Below are 16,311 nucleotides of genomic sequence, written 5' to 3'. Positions count from 1 at the left end.
TCAGGCTTTTGCTACCATTTTGCGCTTTGCCTTTGAATGTTTGATGACCCCTAGTGGGCTGGAGCCTGCATGCACGCCATTGTTGACCACATTCAGTCAGTTGATCTTAATGCCGGTGAAGAAACGCATCGTTACTTGGATACGTTGACCAAGCCGCCAGGTAGTTTGGGTGCCTTGGAAGAGCTGGCTATTCAACTGAGCGCCATAACCGGTGAACTCAAGCCCAGCGTGACGCCGCCTGCGGTGGTTGTGTTTGCCGCCGATCACGGAGTTGCTGATGAGGGGGTGTCAGCTTTCCCCCAAGCAGTGACCGCTCAGATGGTGGCCAACTTTGCCAACGGTGGGGCGGCGATTAATGTCTTCGCCCGTCAGATAGGCGCGCAGGTCGAGATTGTGGATGTGGGCGTTGCTTCGCCTTTAACACTGCCTGGGGTGACCTCCGCCAAGGTGCGCTATGGCACCGCCAATATGGTGTTAGAAGACGCGATGCAATGTGATCAAGCCATAGCCGCGATTGATGTGGGTATTGCGGCCGTTAATCGAGCAAAAAGGGCAGGTGCAAAGTGCATTATGGTGGGTGAAATGGGCATCGCCAATACCACTGCCAGCAGCGCAATGTTGGCGGTGCTGACGGGTGAGTCAGTGGCAAGCGTGGTGGGCGCCGGAACCGGGATTAACCCTCAGCAGCAGGCGTACAAAGTGGCGGTGATTGAACGCGCTATTGCTGCGCGCAGCGCTGACCCTCAGGTGCCTTTAGAGGTGCTGGCCAAGTTGGGTGGTCTGGAAATAGCCGCTATGACCGGTGCTTATCTGGCAGCAGCAGCCCAGCGTTTACCGGCCATTGTGGATGGCTTTATTGCCACCGTCGCAGCGCTAACCGCTTGCCGTCTATGCCCCGCCGTTCGTGACTATCTGATTTTTGGCCATCGCTCCCAGGAGTCAGGCCATGATGTGGCATTAAAAGCGTTGGAGGCCAAGCCGCTGCTCGATATGGGCATGCGACTAGGCGAAGGCAGTGGTGCTGCGCTGGCGTATCCATTGCTGCAAGCGGCGACAGCGATGGTGGCGGAAATGGCTACCTTTACCGATTCCGGTGTTAGCGATAAGGCATCACCATGATCCCAGGCGCCACTTTTGGCGGTATTGTTCTGATCATCTTCGCGATCGCCATTGATTTAGTGGTTGGCGATCCGCGCTCATTGCCACACCCGGTGGTGCTGATCGGGCGCTTTATCAGCGCTTTTGAGCGGCTGTGGAATCGTGGCACGGCGCAGCAGCGCAAAGTTAGTGGCTTTCTGCTAACCATTATTGTCGTCGGCGGCGTATGGGGTATTAGCTGGCTAACGCTGACGCTGCTGGAACGCTTGCACCCAGGGCTAGCGCTGATCGCCGAGCTTTGGCTGCTCTCTACTACGCTGGCGATCAAAGGCTTGGGCGATGCGGCCCGCGCCGTGATCCAACCGCTTTCTCAAGGCGATTTGCCTGCCGCCCGCAAGGCGCTGGGGATGATTGTTGGCCGCGATACGCAAAATCTAGACGAAGCGGAGATTACCCGGGGCACGGTGGAAACAGTGGCGGAAAATACCGTTGACGGCATTACTGCGCCGCTATTTTTCGCGCTGATCGGCGGGGCGCCGCTAGCGCTGGCGTACAAGGCAGTCAATACTCTTGATTCGATGGTAGGCTACAAAAACCAGCGCTATGCCAATTTTGGCTTTGCCTCTGCCAAGCTGGACGATCTAGCTAATTGGGTACCGGCACGCTTAACCGCGCTGTGTCTATGGCTCGCAGGCTTGCTATTAAGCCTTTCAGGTGTTGTACGATTGCGCTGGCAAGGCGCACTGTGGGGCACCTTCCGCGATGCACCGCGCCACCCCAGCCCCAACGCCGGTTGGCCAGAAGCCATAGTGGCCCGTTTGCTCGGCGTGCAGCTGGGCGGCACCAATTTCTATGCAGGCGAGGCCTCACACCGTGCGACCTTGGGCGAGCCGCTTGAGCAACTGCGTGTTGCCCATATCAGCACCACACTTTGTTTAATGTACGGCGCCTGGATACTGTTTATGTTGCTGCTTGCTGGGGTAATAGCTGGATTGATGTTTATGCTGCGAGGATCGCTATGAGTACTCCTCTATTGCCCAACGCTCCATGGCCCAGCTCTCCATGGCCCAGCCATGGCGGCCAGGCCGAGACACTGCTGGCCCATTTCGGCTTGCCCGCCGATCACCGCCTGGACGACTTTAGTGCCAACCTTAACCCCTTGGGGCCTCCGGCGTGGGTTAGCGATTGGCTGGCTAAGCAACTGGCAGGTCTTGAACGCTACCCCGCGCCGGATTACGCCGCTGCACGTCAGGCCATCGCCACCCATCACCAGCTTCAGCCCGAACAGGTACTGCTCACCAACGGTGGCGCTGAGGCAATTTTCCTCGCCGCCGCGCTGCATGCGGGTAAGCGAGCGGCGATTATTACCCCGAGCTTTGGCGAGTATGCCCGCGCTTGTCGCGCCCATCGGCTTTCAATCAGTGAGATCGCGCTGCCCGCGCCGCACTTCACGCTGGACGTTGATTCGCTATTGGCAGGGCTTAACGACATTGATGTGCTGTTTCTATGCCGCCCCAATAATCCGACCGCTACGCTTATCGATATTTCAGCAATGGAAGACCTGTTGAATTACACCGCTGCGATGGGTTGCCGCGTTGTGGTCGACGAAGCCTTTATCGACATGGTGGGTGAGACGCTGGGCGAGACGTCACAAGAGGCGTCGTTGGCACCGCTACTGGCGCGCTACCCGCATCTGATGCTGCTCCACTCAATGACCAAGTTTTATACCCTGCCGGGGCTCCGGCTGGGCTACCTGCTGGCGGATACGAACACGGTTCAAGCGGCACAGGATCACCAGCCACCTTGGAGTGTCAACCACCTCGCGGCTGAACTGGTGGCGCCACTATTGGCAGATGATGCCTTTGCCCGGCGCACCCAGCGGTGGTTGGCCAGCGAGCGCTCGCGCATGGCGGAGGCGCTTGCTCAACTAGGGCTGGAAGTCGTACCCAGCCAGGCGTGTTTTTTTCTTATCCGGCCCAGTGCCGCGCAGGCAATCACCAGCGATGCGTTATTTGAGCAGCTGCTGCGCCGGGGGATTTTAGTGCGTCATACCCATAATTTTGCCGGGCTCAATGGTGAATGGCTGCGGGTAGCGCTGCGCGATGCCCCTGCTAATCGACGGCTGATAAGCGTGTTGAAACATGTTTTAGAAAATGTTTTGGAAAAAGGAACTGCATGATTGTCTTCGTTAGCGGCGGGGCGCGTTCCGGCAAAAGTGATATCGCCGAGCAGCTAGCAGTTAGTGCAGCAGGCAGTTCGCCCTGTTACTACTTAGCCACCGCAGACATATACGACGACGAGATGGCTGAGCGGGTGGCGCGTCATCGTCAATCCAGGCAAGGGCAGTGGCACACCGTTCAATGGAAAACGCTAGAGGCACCGCTGCATATTGATCAATCGATTGCCAAGGTGCCTGATGGTGGCGCCGTGCTGCTGGACTGCTTAACGCTATGGGCCAGCCAAGTCCTGTACGCCAGTAAACTAAGCGAAGAAGAAGGCTTCGCGTTGCTAGCAAACGCACTGGCTGATGCCCGCGCGCGCAGCCTTTATCTAGTGATTGTCTCCAATGATATCAACGAAGCGCTGCCGCCTACGGATGCTGAAACCTGGCGCTATCTGGCGTTTCTACAGCGGGCTCACTGCTGGATAGCGGCAGAGGCCGATTCCGTGCTCGAAGCAGTCGCAGGCTGTGCCATTAAGTGGAAGCATCAGGAATGGAAGCATGAGAAGGAGGTAAACGTTTGAAAAATGCCTTGTTCGGTGTGCTGCTGGCGCTGCAGTTTCTGACCCGAGTCCCGATTCCTATAGCCGTTCCCTGGACGCCCAATACCCGTCGCTGGGCAGTGCGCGCCTATCCATTAGTGGGGTTGATGATAGGGGGCTTGCTGGCGCTAGTAGCGCTGGGGATGCAGAACGTTCCTGCGCCGGTCACCGCGTTGACGGTGCTAAGCCTCTGGGTGACGCTCTCGGGTGGGCTGCATTTGGACGGCGTCATGGACATCGCCGATGCCCTGGGCAGTAATCAGCCCATGGCGCGCCGCTGGGAGATCATGAAAGATCCGCAAATCGGCAGCTTTGGAATGCTGGCGCTAGTGTTTTTGCTCGCCTGGAAGGGCGTTCTGCTATGGGCGTTGCTGGCCTATCAGGCTCCCTTGTGGTGGCTGTTGATGTTACCTGCACTAGGTCGCTGGGCTGGCGTTGCATTACTGGTGCTAACACCCTGCGCCCAGCAGAAGGGCTTGGCGTGGAGCTGGCAGCAATCGCTTAGCGGCCAGGATGTGGCACTAGCGCTGGTGCCGATTGTGTTGATAGCCCTGTTAGCGCCCGCGATAGTGTTGATGATGCTAACGGTTACTGTTTTCGTGTTACTAATCCGCTGGCTAATGTTGCGACTGTTTAACGGCATTAACGGCGATATGGTAGGCGCTACCATCGAAGGAGGAGAGCTTTGGCTACTGATCTTACTGTGGAGCTGGTGGCTGTTCGCCACGGTATCACCGCTTGGAATTTAGAGCGCCGTTATCAAGGCCAGCAGGATATTCCGCTGCTGTTTCCCGAGGCTGAAGATGGGTTGCTGGCACTGCGTGACGCACTGGCGCATGAGCGGTTCGATGCTATCTATTCAAGCGATCTTAGCCGCTGCCAGCAAACCCTGGAGTGGGCTGACGTCACCAAGGATGGCGTGCCGCTTGTACTTGAGCAACGCCTGCGTGAGCTTGATTTTGGCGAGTACGAAGGCAAAGTTTACGATGAGCTGAAAGACTTGCCCCATTACCGTGCCTGGATTGATAGCGTGGGCGAGCTGCAAATTCCCGGCGGAGAATCGGCGGCCCAACTGCGTGAGCGTTTAGGCGCTTGGTTGCATGATCTGGCTCTGGCTACGAATGGCCGCGTCGACGGCCATAAAAAGATTCTGGCCGTCACCCATGGTGGCGTGATTCGTGAGCTGCGCCGCCGCTTTGAAACGATTCATTTCTGGGACGGTACCGTGCTCCAAGCCCAAGGCAGGCGCTGGCAGCTTATTTATCAGCAAGACGACCATGGAAAAGGGGAATGGCAATGCAGCTCTTCATCGGCGGTGCCTGCGCTGGCAAACGTGACGCTGTAACCGCACGCTTTCCCACCGCAAACGGGTGGCGGCTTGATGCTGCTAAGCCCTTCAGCGATAGCCAGCAAGCGCTCGTAGCCGACATGCCGCTTGTTATCACAGGTGTGCTTGAATGGCTTAGCGTTGCACTTGAGCGTGACGATAACGATGCCCTGCGACAGCAGTGGCAGAGCGATATGGCAGCACTCTGCCAGCGCGCCGAAGAGCTAAACGCACCGTTAATCATCATTGCCAACGAAGTTGGCCGTGGAATTGTGCCCATGCAGCCCGAACAGCGCCGTCTGCGTGACCTCAATGGCTGGTTTGTTCAGGATGCCACTGCCCAGGCTGAACAGGTGTGGTATGTCCGGCATGGGTTGGTGATGGCGGTTAAGTAGTTAGCTAAGCTTGGCTCCGCCAGCGCTGCCAGCCAATCATCAGCAAATGCACTGGCAGGTAGACTATTACGGGCCAGAGTAGCGAGAGTAGAAACAGATAGAGCAACGGGTCGAGGCTGTCCTGGGGTTGGCCGAAGGGCCCATGCACCCAATTGATATTGCGCTCGGCTTCGGTCAGCAGATAGGTCAATGGCACCACAATCCAGGTCAGCAGGGTCTGCCACAGTAGGGCGCGGCGCGCATAGCCCAGCTTGGCGACGCCAATGCCAGCCACCAGCGGCAGTACCACGTGGTAGAGCGACATGGCTCGCGCCATGGGGGGATGCTCCGGGTCAAACATATACTCGGTGCCGCCGATAGGATGCACGCCAGTGAGCGCAGCCGTGGCGACGTCCAGGCTCCATAAACTGCCGACCAGTGCCACCGCTAGCCATTGCATCGACATCAGAGTGCGATGCTCGCTCCACAGTGCCACCAATAGCAGAAAACTCGCCACGTTACACAGCCAAAAGAAGTTCTGCGCTCCCAGCAGCACTACGTAGCTTGGTGCCCAGACCAGGACCCACAGTGTAAAAGCCAGCTTTAACCAGCGTGGCACACCGGCTGCCGAGAAATCGATCATGGCCGTCTCCTGTTCCGTGCACTGCCTTTACTCTAGCAGCTCATCATGAATTGACCTCTCTTGGGCAAGTTGCTAGCTTACGCCCACTCTCAGGTGCTGGCGGTGGATTAAAGCCGCTAGTGAAACGGGAAGTTGGTGAACGCCTTGCGTGATTCCAACGCTGCCCCCGCAACGGTGATCGAGATAAGAACGGCTAAGACGCCACTGTGCTAACGCACGGGAAGGTGGTCGTTCGGAAAGAATGAAGACGTCTTTCGCTCGTCAGCCCGGAGACCGGCCCGAGAGTAATGGTTCAACCTGAACCGATATATGCCGAGGTGCGGTGGGCGCTCTCAGGGCGATTAACGGTGGTGCGATGCGATCATGCCGCGCGACCGAGACTCCCTTGTTTGATCCTCCGTTCGGTCAAAAAAATGCGCTGTGCGGGTGAGCACACGAGCAAGGGGTCTCACATGAACCACCGTTTCCACACCACCGCCAAACGGGCGGCGTTTAGTATGGCTGCTTTACCGCTAGCCTTTCACATCCAAGCCGAAGCCCAATACGCCGAAACAACGACCGATTTGGCCACGCTTGATCCTGTCGTCGTTACCGCTGCGTTAGCGCCCCGCACTGCTAATGAAAGCCTCTCTTCCGTTAGCGTGCTGGATGAAGCCACTTTCCGCCGCCAAGACCCCACCAGCCTGACGGATCTTCTGCGCGGCCAGCCGGGCGTTGATGTCACGAGTAACGGCAGCTTTGGCAAAAGTAGCAGCGTTTATCTACGCGGTGCGCCCAGCGATGCCTCCGTGCTAATGATTGACTGTATCCGGCTACGATCCGCCACGGCGGGCGGTGCTGCATTTCAGTATTTAGATCCGCGTATGTTTGATCGTGCGGAAATCGTGCGCGGCCCCCGCGGTAGTCTTTACGGAGCGGATGCCGTCGGCGGCGTGATACAGCTTTTTACCCTTGATGGTGACGAAGAGGGGCCGCAACCGAGAATTTCAGTCGGCGGTGGTTCATTCAATACCCAGCGGTTAAGCGCAGGCGTTTCAGGGCGCGAGGGGGGCACGCGTTACAGCTTTGCCGCTAGCCATTTCAATACCGATGGCCAGCCCATTCGTCGGGGTGGTGAGGACAAAGGCTACGACAATACCTCAGCGCTAGCCCGCGTTGCGCATACCTTTGAGAGTGGCGCTGAAGTTGGCGTGCTGGCACTGCGCGCTCGCGGTAACAACGAGTATGACGGTGGGGAGAATGACTTCGTCCAGCAGGTAGCAGGCGTCTACGCTGAGTTGCCGGTAACTGATACGTGGCAGAGCCGACTGACCCTTAGCGAAGCCCGCGATGAGCTGGACACGTTGGATAATTTCGGCGACTCAGTCATTGATACCCGCACGCAAACCGCCCGTTGGCAGAACAACATTCAGTTTGGTGCCCATGAGTTGATCGCTGGCGCTGAAATTAGCGAAGACCGCGTTTCAAGCACCAACGATTTTGACGTTACCAGCCGTGATAACAAAGCAGTGTTTACCCAAGGGTTACTCGACTTTTCGCCGTTCGCCATTCAAGCAAGCCTGCGTTATGACGATAACGAAGCCTATGGTGATGAAGTCACCGGCAGCTTGGCGCTGGGCTACGATCTGGATAACTACCACACGCTGCGTGCCAGTGTAGGTACTGCGTTTAAAGCACCGAGCTTCAATGACCTTTATTGGCCGGATTCGGGTAACCCTGATCTCAATCCGGAAACCTCTGAAACCGTCGAGGTGGGCGTTCGCGGCCAATACAGCCAGTGGTTCTGGGACTTGGCCGCCTTTCAAAACGACTACGACGACATGATTGCCTGGGCGCCAACGTCGAGTGGCTTATGGGCGCCGCAAAACGTTAACAGCGCGCGTATACGCGGGGCTGAGCTGTCAAGCGGCGTAGAGGTCAACGACTGGACACTCCAAGCTGCCTTCACCTACCTGGATCCGGAAGACCGGGCAACCGGCAATCGATTAGCCCGCCGGGCCACTCAAAGTGTGCGATTGGATGCAGATCGGGAACTTGGCGATTGGTCGTTGGGCGGCTCACTTGTAGCGCAGAGTTACCGTTACGATAACACCACCAATACCCAGCGTTTAGGAGGCTATGGGCTGGTTAACCTGCGCGCTGGCTGGCAGTTTGCGCCACTCTGGAGCGCTCGTGTTACGCTAGAAAATGCCTTTGATAAAGAGTATTCAACCACCCGTGATTACATCAACGCTGGCCGAGCAGGGTTCTTGAGTGTTCACTTTGGCCAATAGAAAAAGTGGTTTTGCGCGCGGGGCCCTGGGCCTCGCACTACTGCTGATGGCGTCCGCTGCCCCGGCACACGAGCACTCGCGCTGCGCAGTGGATGATCGTGACCGTGAGGTCTGTCTGTATAATGCTGCTCAGCGAATAGCCACGCTCTCCCCTGGCGCAACCGAGCTGACCTACGCGGCTGGCGCAGGGGATCAAGTGGTCGCCGTCGTCTCGTATAGCGACTATCCCCCGGAAGCCAAACAAGTGGCGTCAGTGGGCAGCCATACCCGAATTGATTTAGAAAAGCTGGTGGGGCTGGCACCCGATATAGTGATTGGTTGGGTGACGGGTAACCCCGCCGAACAGCTTGAAACCCTTGAAGCCCTGGGCATGCCAGTGTTCTATATCGAGCCCCGCGATGTAGAAGGCGTGGCCAGCACCATTGAGCGCTTGGCAAGGTTGGCAGGCACAGAAACAGTGGGGCAAGCAGTGGCCGACAATTTCCGCAATACCATGAACGCCCTTGAAGAGCGCTATCGAGACCGGGAGCCGGTACCCACGTTTTACCAAGTGTGGGATGAGCCGCTAATGAGCGTTAACGACCAGCACCTGATCGGCCAAGTGGTTGAGATTTGTGGCGGTGAGAATGTGTTTGGCGAACAGGCACGCCTGGTACCGCGTATCGATGACGAAGCCGTGCTGGCAGCGAATCCTGAAGCGATTGTTGCCGGTGGCATGGGGGAAGAGAATCGCCACTGGCTGACGCACTGGGAGCAGTATCCCAACTTGACGGCGGTTGCGGAAGATAACCTCTTTTTTGTGCCGCCTTCACTGATTCAACGGCCCACACCGCGACTGATGGAGGGCACCCAGATCCTCTGTGAGAAGCTCGACATCGCCCGCCAAAAACGTGAGCGCAGTTAATGCTCGCACGCCTGGGCCTCCCGCTTAGTCTGCTATTACTAGCGGCCTTGGCTTCGCTGGTCATCGCCATGGGTGTCGGCAGTGCGCAAATCTCTCCTGCGCAAATTTGGCAGGTGTTGATGGGTGACAGTGTGCAAGGCCAGGGCGATGCCTTGGCGCGTACCATGGTGATCGAGCTGCGCTTGCCCAGAGCGCTCTCGGCTTTTGCCGTGGGCGGTTTGTTGGCGGTAGCGGGGGCGTTGATGCAGGTGTTGCTGCGTAACCCCCTGGCAGACCCTTACGTGCTTGGTCTTTCCGGTGGCGCCTCGATTGGCGCACTGGCGGCCATGCTAGGAGGACTTGGCGGACTGGCGATTTCAGGCTCGGCATTTGGCGGCGCACTGCTCTCGACGTTTTTAGTCTTTGGTTTGGCCCATGGCAGCGGCGGCTGGACGCCTTCGCGGCTGCTGCTCACCGGCGTGGTGGTCGCAGCGGGGTGGGGCGCAGTAATTACACTAATGCTGGCGTTGAGCCCCGCCGAACGCCTGCCGGGTATGCTTTACTGGCTCATGGGTGATCTCTCCTATGCGCGTACGCCTTGGCCGCCGCTACTGCTGTTACTGGCTACCTGCGTGGTGCTGATTCCGCTCGGGCGGAGCCTGAATGTGCTGGCCCGTGGCCCGCAGCAAGCCGCCGCGCTGGGCGTTGCGGTCAGACCGCTTGAGTGGTGTATCTATATTGCCGCCAGTCTGCTGACTGCTGCTGCCGTTACTACCGCAGGCAGCATTGGTTTTGTCGGTCTAGTGGTACCTCATATGCTGCGTTTACTGCTAGGCAATGATCAACGGCTGATACTGCCCGCCTGCGCACTGGCGGGTGGCACGCTGTTGGTGCTGGCCGATACCCTGGCGCGCACCATGATCGCCCCGGAACAGTTGCCCGTAGGAGTAATCACCGCGCTATTAGGTGTGCCTACCTTCCTGTTTCTGCTCTACCGGAGCCGCTGATGAGCGTACTGGCTACCCGTAATCTCATCATCGATGTGCCTGGCCGCGAAGGCGGTACGCAGCTTAATATAACCATCGAACCAGGGCAGGTGTGGGGTGTGTTAGGGCCTAACGGTGCGGGAAAAACGACGCTATTACACACCTTAGCTGGCCTGCAAGCGCCACGTTCAGGCAGTGTTCAGCTCAACGATTCAGCGCTTGGCCAACTGCGCCGCCGCCATGTTGCTCAGTGCTTGGGGTTAGTGTTTCAAGATCGCCAGGATGGGTTTCCAGCAACCGTGTTGGAAACCGCGCTGATTGGCCGTCACCCTTATCTATCGCCTTGGCAGATGGAGGGGGCTGAAGACTACGCCCGCGCGGAAGCCGCCCTTGAGCGCCTGGATGTTGCGCACCTGCGTGACCGTCTGGTAAGCACTCTTTCCGGTGGCGAGCGCCAGCGGGTGGCGATTGCCACGGTGCTGACGCAAGCGCCCAATGTGTGGCTAGCGGATGAACCCACCAACCATCTGGATCTTCATCACCAGAGTGCCGTGATGGCGCTAATGGCAGAACAGGCCATTCAGGGGCAGGCGGTCATCATGTGTTTACACGACCTAAACCTTGCTGCCCGCTGGTGCGACCATGTGCTGTTGCTTTATCCCAATGGTGAGGCGTGCTGGGGCCCGCGGGATAGCATGCTGGAGCCCAGTGCGCTGGAAGACCTCTACCGCCAAAAGCTAGCGGTAGTAGAGGTGGATGGTGCACCGGTGTTTGTGCCGATAAAGGGGTGATACTTACTGCTCCAGCTCTTCCCGCCAGGAGTGGCGTGGTTCAAAGCCGACCAGACGACGGGCCTTTTCGATGCAGTAGAAGGTTTCGAATTCGCCCATTTCGCGCTTGATGGGTACGCCGGAGTAGAAGCGCTCTATCACTTGTGCATTGGTCAGGCCCACTGACAGTTCGTTATTGGCGACGTTAAATACCTGGTAGCCAAGGCCATCCGTTTTCAGGCAGCAATCGACCATCTGGCCCAGGTCGCGGGCGTCGATGTAGGCGAATATATTGCGGCGGCGCAGGGCAGGGTCGTCCATGTAGGCTGGGAAATTTTGGCGGTATTCGTGGGGCTCAATAACGTTGTTGATGCGCAGGCCGTAGATGTCGATGCCTGAGCGTGCCTGGAAGGAGCGTGCCGTTACTTCGTTTACCACCTTGCTCATGGCGTAGCTATCTTGAGGCACGGTGGGGTGCTCTTCATCGACGGGCAAGTAGTCGGGTTTTTGCTCGCCATCAGCGAAGCAGACACCGTAGGTGGTCTCGCTAGAGGCGAAGATGACCTTGGGAATACCTAACTTGGTGGCAGCATCAAGAATGTTGTAGGTACTTAGCGTATTGATGCGGTAGGTCTCGTTGTCCGGCCGATGCAGGATGGCTGGTATGGCCGCGAAGTGAACAATCGCATCGTAACGCGGCACGCCGGAGCCGGGTTCCAGCTCATCGAACCCAGCGTAGGCTTGGCAAGCATTAAACACTTGCCCAGCATCGGTCAGATCGGTTTTCAGGGTAGTAATACCGGGCACATCAGACGCCACCCAGTCCAAATTGGTGACGCGGTGGCCTTGATCGCGCAGGTAGGCAGTTGCATGACGGCCCGCTTTGCCACTGCCGCCGGTGAACAGAATACGCATATGAACTCCACCAATTAATAGAATGAGCTCCTCCACCTTAGCAAAGAAAAATCCTCACCTCCGAAAATGATTTTGTGTTCTACACTAAAAATGATTCGGAACCTTGTTGATCCGATCGATCATCGTCTGATCCTAACAATAGCGTGTCCACAAAAACGGGAGGTCGTTATGGTCAATCATGTTTGGGGGCTTCTCCATCATCCTGAACGGGAGTGGTATAAGATCAGTGAGGAGCATGAGTCTGTCAGTCATCTCTATGCTCACCATGTCCTGTTACTCGCTGCCGTTCCTGTTGTCTGTGCCCTGATAGGCACCACCCAGGTAGGCTGGACTTATGGTGGTTCGGCAACCTATAAAGTCTCCCTTGCCAACGGTATTGCCTTAGGCGTGGCTTTTTATGCGCTGATGCTAATGGCTGTGGGGGTGGTGGGGAGTGTGATCCATTGGATGGCCCGCCGTATTGAGAATCGACCTAGCCGCCGCGACTGTATTATCTTCGCAGGTTATATTGCGACCCCGATGTTCCTCAGCGGCGTTTTTGCGCTATATCCGGTTTTCTGGTTGTGTGTGCTAGGGATGGTGATCGGCCTGCTCTATAGCACCTATCTGCTCTACAAAGGAACGCCCAGCTTTCTGGGAATCAGTCATAAGCAGGGGTTTATTCTGTCGACCACGACGCTGGGTATCGGTGTTTTGGTGCTGGAGGCGCTGCTTGTCGTCGTTGTACTTCTGTGGAGTATGGGCACGGACCACAGCGTGGTTTGGCATTTTTTTCGGTGAATGAGCATTGTAGCGCCAGGGGCACGAAAGTTTGCGCTGTCGGTAACCGGGCGTTTTTCCTTGCAGACTAGGATCTAGCTAAATCGCACTATGAAAACGCATGACTTGCTTGCCATCGACAGGATCATCGATCACATGGGCATATACCCCAAAGGTCTGTTGTAGCCTGTTAGGCGTGAGTATGTCTTGGGGGAGGCCGCTATCGATCAGGCGGCCGCCATCCATGACGCCGATGCGGTCACACTCCATGGCTTGGTTAAGATCATGCAGTGAGATAACCACCGTGATCGGTAGTCGCCTGACCAATTCAAGAATCGAAAGCTGGTGGCGAATATCCAGATGATTGGTGGGTTCATCCAACAGCAGAATTTTAGGCTGTTGTGCCAGCGCTCGGGCAATATGCACTCGCTGGCGCTCACCGCCAGAGAGGGTATGCCAAAGGCGATCGGCCATGTGCGCCATATCTACATCTGCCAGCGCCTGCGCCACGATGGCATCATCTTCCGTTGACCAGGGACGCAACGCGGAAAGGAAAGGTGTACGACCCAGTGATACCACTTGGTGTACGGTAATGCGGTCGGTAGTGTCCGCCTGCTGTTCCACCAAGGCAACGGATTGTGCGATAGCCCGTTGCTTGAGCGTGTGCAGGGGCTGGCTATCCATCAACACCCGTCCTGCCTTGGGCTTGTTCAATCCCGCCAACAGACGCAGCAGGGAGGTTTTCCCCGAGCCGTTCGGCCCCACCAGGCCAAAGGTCTGGCCGGGCTCGACGGTAAGATTGACGTCAGCAAGCAATGGCGTGCCGTGCACTGACCACGCAAGCTGTTCAGCCGATAAGCGCATCAGGACCTCTTGCCGCGAACCAGGATCAGCGCAAACGCGGGCGCGCCGATCAGTGAGGTAATTACCCCGATGGGAAGTACTTGGCCGGAGATCAGCACCCGGGAAAGAATATCCGAGCCGATCAAGAACACGGCGCCTGCCAGGGCGGTTGCTGGTACCAGTCGGGTATGGCGGCTCCCCACGATAAAACGCATCGCGTGAGGGATCACCAGGCCAACAAACCCGATGGCCCCCACGATAGACACCATCACCGCCGTGACCAGTGCCATGGCGATAATCAGCATTCCACGCACCGGGCGCACCGCTATGCCCATGGAGGCGGCGCTGTCGGCGCCGAAGGTAAACGCATCCAGGGAGCGCCGGTGCCACAGGCAAACCAGCAGCCCGAACAGCGCAGCAGGCACCGCCAAGGATACATCGGCCCAGCGTACCCCGGATAGATTGCCCATCAGCCAAAACATGATGCCCCGGGCCTGCTCGGCGCTTGCTGACTTGGTGATGATAAAAGCGGTCAGCGCATTGAACAGCTGCGAGCCTGCGATGCCCGCCAAAATAATCGCCCCCGCGGCCTGAACACCGCGGCCGCCACCCACACCGCTATTGGCCGCATGGGCGAGCATCACCACAATACCAAAGGAGAGCAGGGCGCCGATAAAGGCGCCTAGGGAGAGTGAAAGCGCTCCAGCGCCCAGTCCGGCGACTGCCACCGCGACTGCTCCGGTAGAAGCCCCAGCGGAAATACCCATCAAGTAGGGGTCGGCCAGGGGGTTGCGCAGCAGCGCCTGCAGTACGACCCCGGCCAGGGCCAAGCTGGTGCCGCAACAGGCGGCAACCACGGCGCGACTGAGACGATAGTTCCAAATAATGCCCGCGTCGATTCGGTCAACCGGGTAATCCGTTCCTATCAGCTGGTTGGCGAGCACTTTGACAATGGTATCCACGGGAATCGGCGTCTCGCCGATGGCGGTGCCCGCGACCAGTGCCGTCACAAGCACGAGCGGCGTTATCCATAGCCAGCGCAACCCGAAGTGTGCGGAGGAAACCCTCGTTAGCGCTATGCTCATTCGTTAAACGACATATTGGATAGTGCCTCGGCAAGTGATTCAAGGCCGTAAATAGTGCGCATAGTGGCGCTCATGGCGTGGGCGTCCATCTCGACGATACGATTATTTTTAACCGCGTTCATCTCGCGGGTGACCGGGTCACTATGTAAAAACTCACGTTTTGCTTCAATGTCATCGGCAGGGAAGCGGCGGCGATCCATACTGGCGATAACAAGCACATCGGGGTCGGCTCTGGCGATGCTTTCCCAGCCCACCGTGGGCCACTCTTCGTCAGACTCGATGACATTACGAATGCCGAGTTTTTCCATCATATACCCTGGTGCCCCCAGTTGCCCCGCCACGAAAGGGCTAACCCCCAGATCTGTCGATGAAAACCAGAATGCCGCCGACAAGTCTTCCGGTAAATCAAGGCTGCTCGCCAAGTCGATAGCGCGCTGTTCGCGGGCGGTAAGGTCGGCTATCAGCGCCTCGCCAGCGTCCTGAACATCGTAGATCTCGGCTAACTCGGTGATCCCTTTATAGATGGAGTCAGTCGAGAAGGCGGCGGTGCGGGTGCCATCGCCGCCGGTAGAGTTATCCTTGGTGTCGCAATCGGCGGGCATAATATAGGTATTAATACCCAGCTCATGAAACTGCTCACGGGTGGCGACACTGCCGGTGGGGCCCACGTGCCACTCATACTGCACCGCCACCAGATCAGGCCGTTTATTGACCACGGCCTCGAAGCTCGGGTCGTCGTTGGCGATCCGCTCGATCGCTTCATTGGCATCAGCAAACTGGGGAAGAACCGGATTAAACCAAACCGAAGTGCCATTCACTCGATCAGCGAGCCCCAGCGAATAGAGAATCTCCGTAGCTGACTGGCCAACCGTCACCGTTCGCTCCGGGGGGGACGTCACACTGAAGTCAACGCCGCAATTGGTTAGCGTAAGGGGGTAGTCGGTGGAGGCGTAAGCCGCCTGTGCAAGGCCAACAGCGCTCGCGGCGATGGCCATGGTCAATCTCAACATCATGTACACTCCCGTGCATGATGAGCTCCGCATTCGGGCAGAAAATACTGACCGAGCCACTTCGCTCGATGTAAGTAATATATCGGCAGTTCTCCTGACTGACGGGTCATGGCTAGCTCGCCTTCCCAGACGCTGTGTCCAGTGGCATTAAAGAGCATCGCTCGCCGCCTACAGTTGCGGGGGCAGTTCCGGTTCGCGGCAAGCCGCGGCGGATTCTCTATTAAGTTCCGTTGGGAACACCGACACTGGCCATTCTAGGTTGCAGATGGATAGCGAACAACAGAAAGCCTAAGGATCTTATGAGTTCTTGTTTAAAATGATATGTTATAACATTGTATTATGTAGGAGCGTAAAAATCCAACTGTATCCTTAGCGTAAGTGATATATGCCCTCGCAAAGTTAATAGCTTGCAACAAATTGGCCTCGCCGCCACCCCTTCCTCTATACTGAACACCTTTTCTGTTCCCACTTCTTTATGAATGATTTTATTAACATTTGGCTAGATGCCATGAATCATATTCAAGTTCCATGCTCCCCAGATCAGTTGGCTAGTAGTGATCGGTTAGCGGGCTTGGCCAGCAC

At 57.4% G+C, this 16,311-nt stretch carries 17 protein-coding genes and 2 riboswitches; of the genes, 12 read left to right on the top strand and 5 right to left on the bottom strand.

Going from position 1 to position 16,311, the window contains the following annotated elements:
• Nucleotides 1–69: 69 nt before the first annotated feature.
• The 7 genes from cobT to LMS44_RS13575 are packed head-to-tail and all read left to right on the top strand — an operon-like array spanning nt 70 to nt 5,583.
• Nucleotides 70–1,119, top strand: coding sequence for a nicotinate-nucleotide--dimethylbenzimidazole phosphoribosyltransferase (gene cobT, locus LMS44_RS13605; RefSeq protein WP_414123612.1), 1,050 nt, complete (start codon nt 70–72; stop codon nt 1,117–1,119).
• Nucleotides 1,116–2,120, top strand: a complete 1,005-nt coding sequence (gene cbiB / locus LMS44_RS13600; RefSeq protein ID WP_414123614.1) for an adenosylcobinamide-phosphate synthase CbiB — start codon at nt 1,116–1,118, stop codon at nt 2,118–2,120. Before cobT ends, cbiB begins: the two co-directional genes overlap by 4 nt.
• Nucleotides 2,117–3,277, top strand: coding sequence for a threonine-phosphate decarboxylase CobD (gene cobD / locus LMS44_RS13595; protein ID WP_278371798.1), 1,161 nt, complete (start codon nt 2,117–2,119; stop codon nt 3,275–3,277). Before cbiB ends, cobD begins: the two co-directional genes overlap by 4 nt.
• Complete coding sequence (locus LMS44_RS13590) at nt 3,274–3,843, top strand: bifunctional adenosylcobinamide kinase/adenosylcobinamide-phosphate guanylyltransferase (RefSeq protein ID WP_414123615.1); 570 nt, start codon at nt 3,274–3,276, stop codon at nt 3,841–3,843. The genes cobD and LMS44_RS13590 overlap by 4 nt, the downstream gene beginning before the upstream one ends.
• Nucleotides 3,840–4,610: an adenosylcobinamide-GDP ribazoletransferase gene (gene cobS / locus LMS44_RS13585; RefSeq protein WP_498945396.1), complete on the top strand. Its 771-nt coding sequence runs from the start codon at nt 3,840–3,842 to the stop codon at nt 4,608–4,610. Before LMS44_RS13590 ends, cobS begins: the two co-directional genes overlap by 4 nt.
• On the top strand, nt 4,547–5,206 hold the full coding sequence (locus tag LMS44_RS13580; protein ID WP_159176942.1) for a histidine phosphatase family protein: 660 nt from the start codon (nt 4,547–4,549) through the stop codon (nt 5,204–5,206). The genes cobS and LMS44_RS13580 overlap by 64 nt, the downstream gene beginning before the upstream one ends.
• Nucleotides 5,158–5,583, top strand: a complete 426-nt coding sequence (locus LMS44_RS13575; RefSeq protein WP_278371795.1) for a bifunctional adenosylcobinamide kinase/adenosylcobinamide-phosphate guanylyltransferase — start codon at nt 5,158–5,160, stop codon at nt 5,581–5,583. Before LMS44_RS13580 ends, LMS44_RS13575 begins: the two co-directional genes overlap by 49 nt.
• A gap of 4 nt (nt 5,584–5,587) precedes the next feature.
• Here LMS44_RS13575 and LMS44_RS13570 read toward each other — a convergent pair whose 3' ends face one another.
• Nucleotides 5,588–6,205, bottom strand: coding sequence for a hypothetical protein (locus tag LMS44_RS13570; protein ID WP_476488282.1), 618 nt, complete (start codon nt 6,203–6,205; stop codon nt 5,588–5,590).
• A 74-nt stretch (nt 6,206–6,279) separates the two neighbouring features.
• Nucleotides 6,280–6,501: riboswitch (cobalamin riboswitch) on the top strand.
• Nucleotides 6,502–6,657: 156 nt separating this feature from the next.
• Between LMS44_RS13570 and LMS44_RS13565 the strand changes: the two genes are divergently transcribed.
• Genes LMS44_RS13565 through LMS44_RS13550 form a run of 4 tightly spaced genes read left to right on the top strand, consistent with a single transcriptional unit; the run spans nt 6,658 to nt 11,138 of the window.
• A complete protein-coding gene (locus LMS44_RS13565; protein WP_498945393.1) occupies nt 6,658–8,478 on the top strand; it encodes a TonB-dependent receptor family protein in 1,821 nt (606 codons plus the stop codon).
• Nucleotides 8,459–9,382: a cobalamin-binding protein gene (locus LMS44_RS13560; protein ID WP_159176938.1), complete on the top strand. Its 924-nt coding sequence runs from the start codon at nt 8,459–8,461 to the stop codon at nt 9,380–9,382. The genes LMS44_RS13565 and LMS44_RS13560 overlap by 20 nt, the downstream gene beginning before the upstream one ends.
• Nucleotides 9,382–10,368, top strand: a complete 987-nt coding sequence (locus LMS44_RS13555; RefSeq protein ID WP_039859171.1) for a FecCD family ABC transporter permease — start codon at nt 9,382–9,384, stop codon at nt 10,366–10,368. The genes LMS44_RS13560 and LMS44_RS13555 overlap by 1 nt, the downstream gene beginning before the upstream one ends.
• Nucleotides 10,368–11,138 (top strand): ABC transporter ATP-binding protein, encoded by a 771-nt coding sequence (locus LMS44_RS13550; protein WP_159176936.1) that lies wholly within the window; start codon nt 10,368–10,370, stop codon nt 11,136–11,138. The genes LMS44_RS13555 and LMS44_RS13550 overlap by 1 nt, the downstream gene beginning before the upstream one ends.
• A gap of 3 nt (nt 11,139–11,141) precedes the next feature.
• On the opposite strand, the gene LMS44_RS13545 is transcribed toward LMS44_RS13550, so the two are convergent.
• Nucleotides 11,142–12,032 carry an NAD-dependent epimerase/dehydratase family protein gene (locus tag LMS44_RS13545; protein ID WP_414123618.1) on the bottom strand — a complete coding sequence of 297 codons (891 nt, stop codon included), beginning with the start codon at nt 12,030–12,032 and terminating at the stop codon, nt 11,142–11,144.
• A 168-nt stretch (nt 12,033–12,200) separates the two neighbouring features.
• Between LMS44_RS13545 and LMS44_RS13540 the strand changes: the two genes are divergently transcribed.
• Nucleotides 12,201–12,812, top strand: a complete 612-nt coding sequence (locus tag LMS44_RS13540; protein WP_022523063.1) for a Yip1 family protein — start codon at nt 12,201–12,203, stop codon at nt 12,810–12,812.
• A 78-nt stretch (nt 12,813–12,890) separates the two neighbouring features.
• Here the strand turns inward: LMS44_RS13540 and LMS44_RS13535 are convergent, their stop codons facing one another.
• From LMS44_RS13535 to LMS44_RS13525, 3 genes are read right to left on the bottom strand one after another with little or no spacing between them, the layout of a single operon-like run.
• Nucleotides 12,891–13,655: an ABC transporter ATP-binding protein gene (locus LMS44_RS13535; RefSeq protein ID WP_476488277.1), complete on the bottom strand. Its 765-nt coding sequence runs from the start codon at nt 13,653–13,655 to the stop codon at nt 12,891–12,893.
• Nucleotides 13,655–14,719 (bottom strand): FecCD family ABC transporter permease, encoded by a 1,065-nt coding sequence (locus LMS44_RS13530; protein ID WP_498945389.1) that lies wholly within the window; start codon nt 14,717–14,719, stop codon nt 13,655–13,657. The genes LMS44_RS13535 and LMS44_RS13530 overlap by 1 nt, the downstream gene beginning before the upstream one ends.
• Nucleotides 14,716–15,732, bottom strand: a complete 1,017-nt coding sequence (locus LMS44_RS13525) for an ABC transporter substrate-binding protein (RefSeq protein ID WP_159176931.1) — start codon at nt 15,730–15,732, stop codon at nt 14,716–14,718. Before LMS44_RS13525 ends, LMS44_RS13530 begins: the two co-directional genes overlap by 4 nt.
• 64 nt (nt 15,733–15,796) lie before the next feature.
• Nucleotides 15,797–15,988: riboswitch (cobalamin riboswitch) on the bottom strand.
• Nucleotides 15,989–16,311 lie beyond the last annotated feature (323 nt).

It is taken from the genome of Halomonas profundus (assembly GCF_020865425.1).
In the GTDB taxonomy this organism is placed as follows: domain Bacteria; phylum Pseudomonadota; class Gammaproteobacteria; order Pseudomonadales; family Halomonadaceae; genus Vreelandella; species Vreelandella titanicae.
This window is presented reverse-complemented; position numbering and strand designations above follow the sequence as displayed.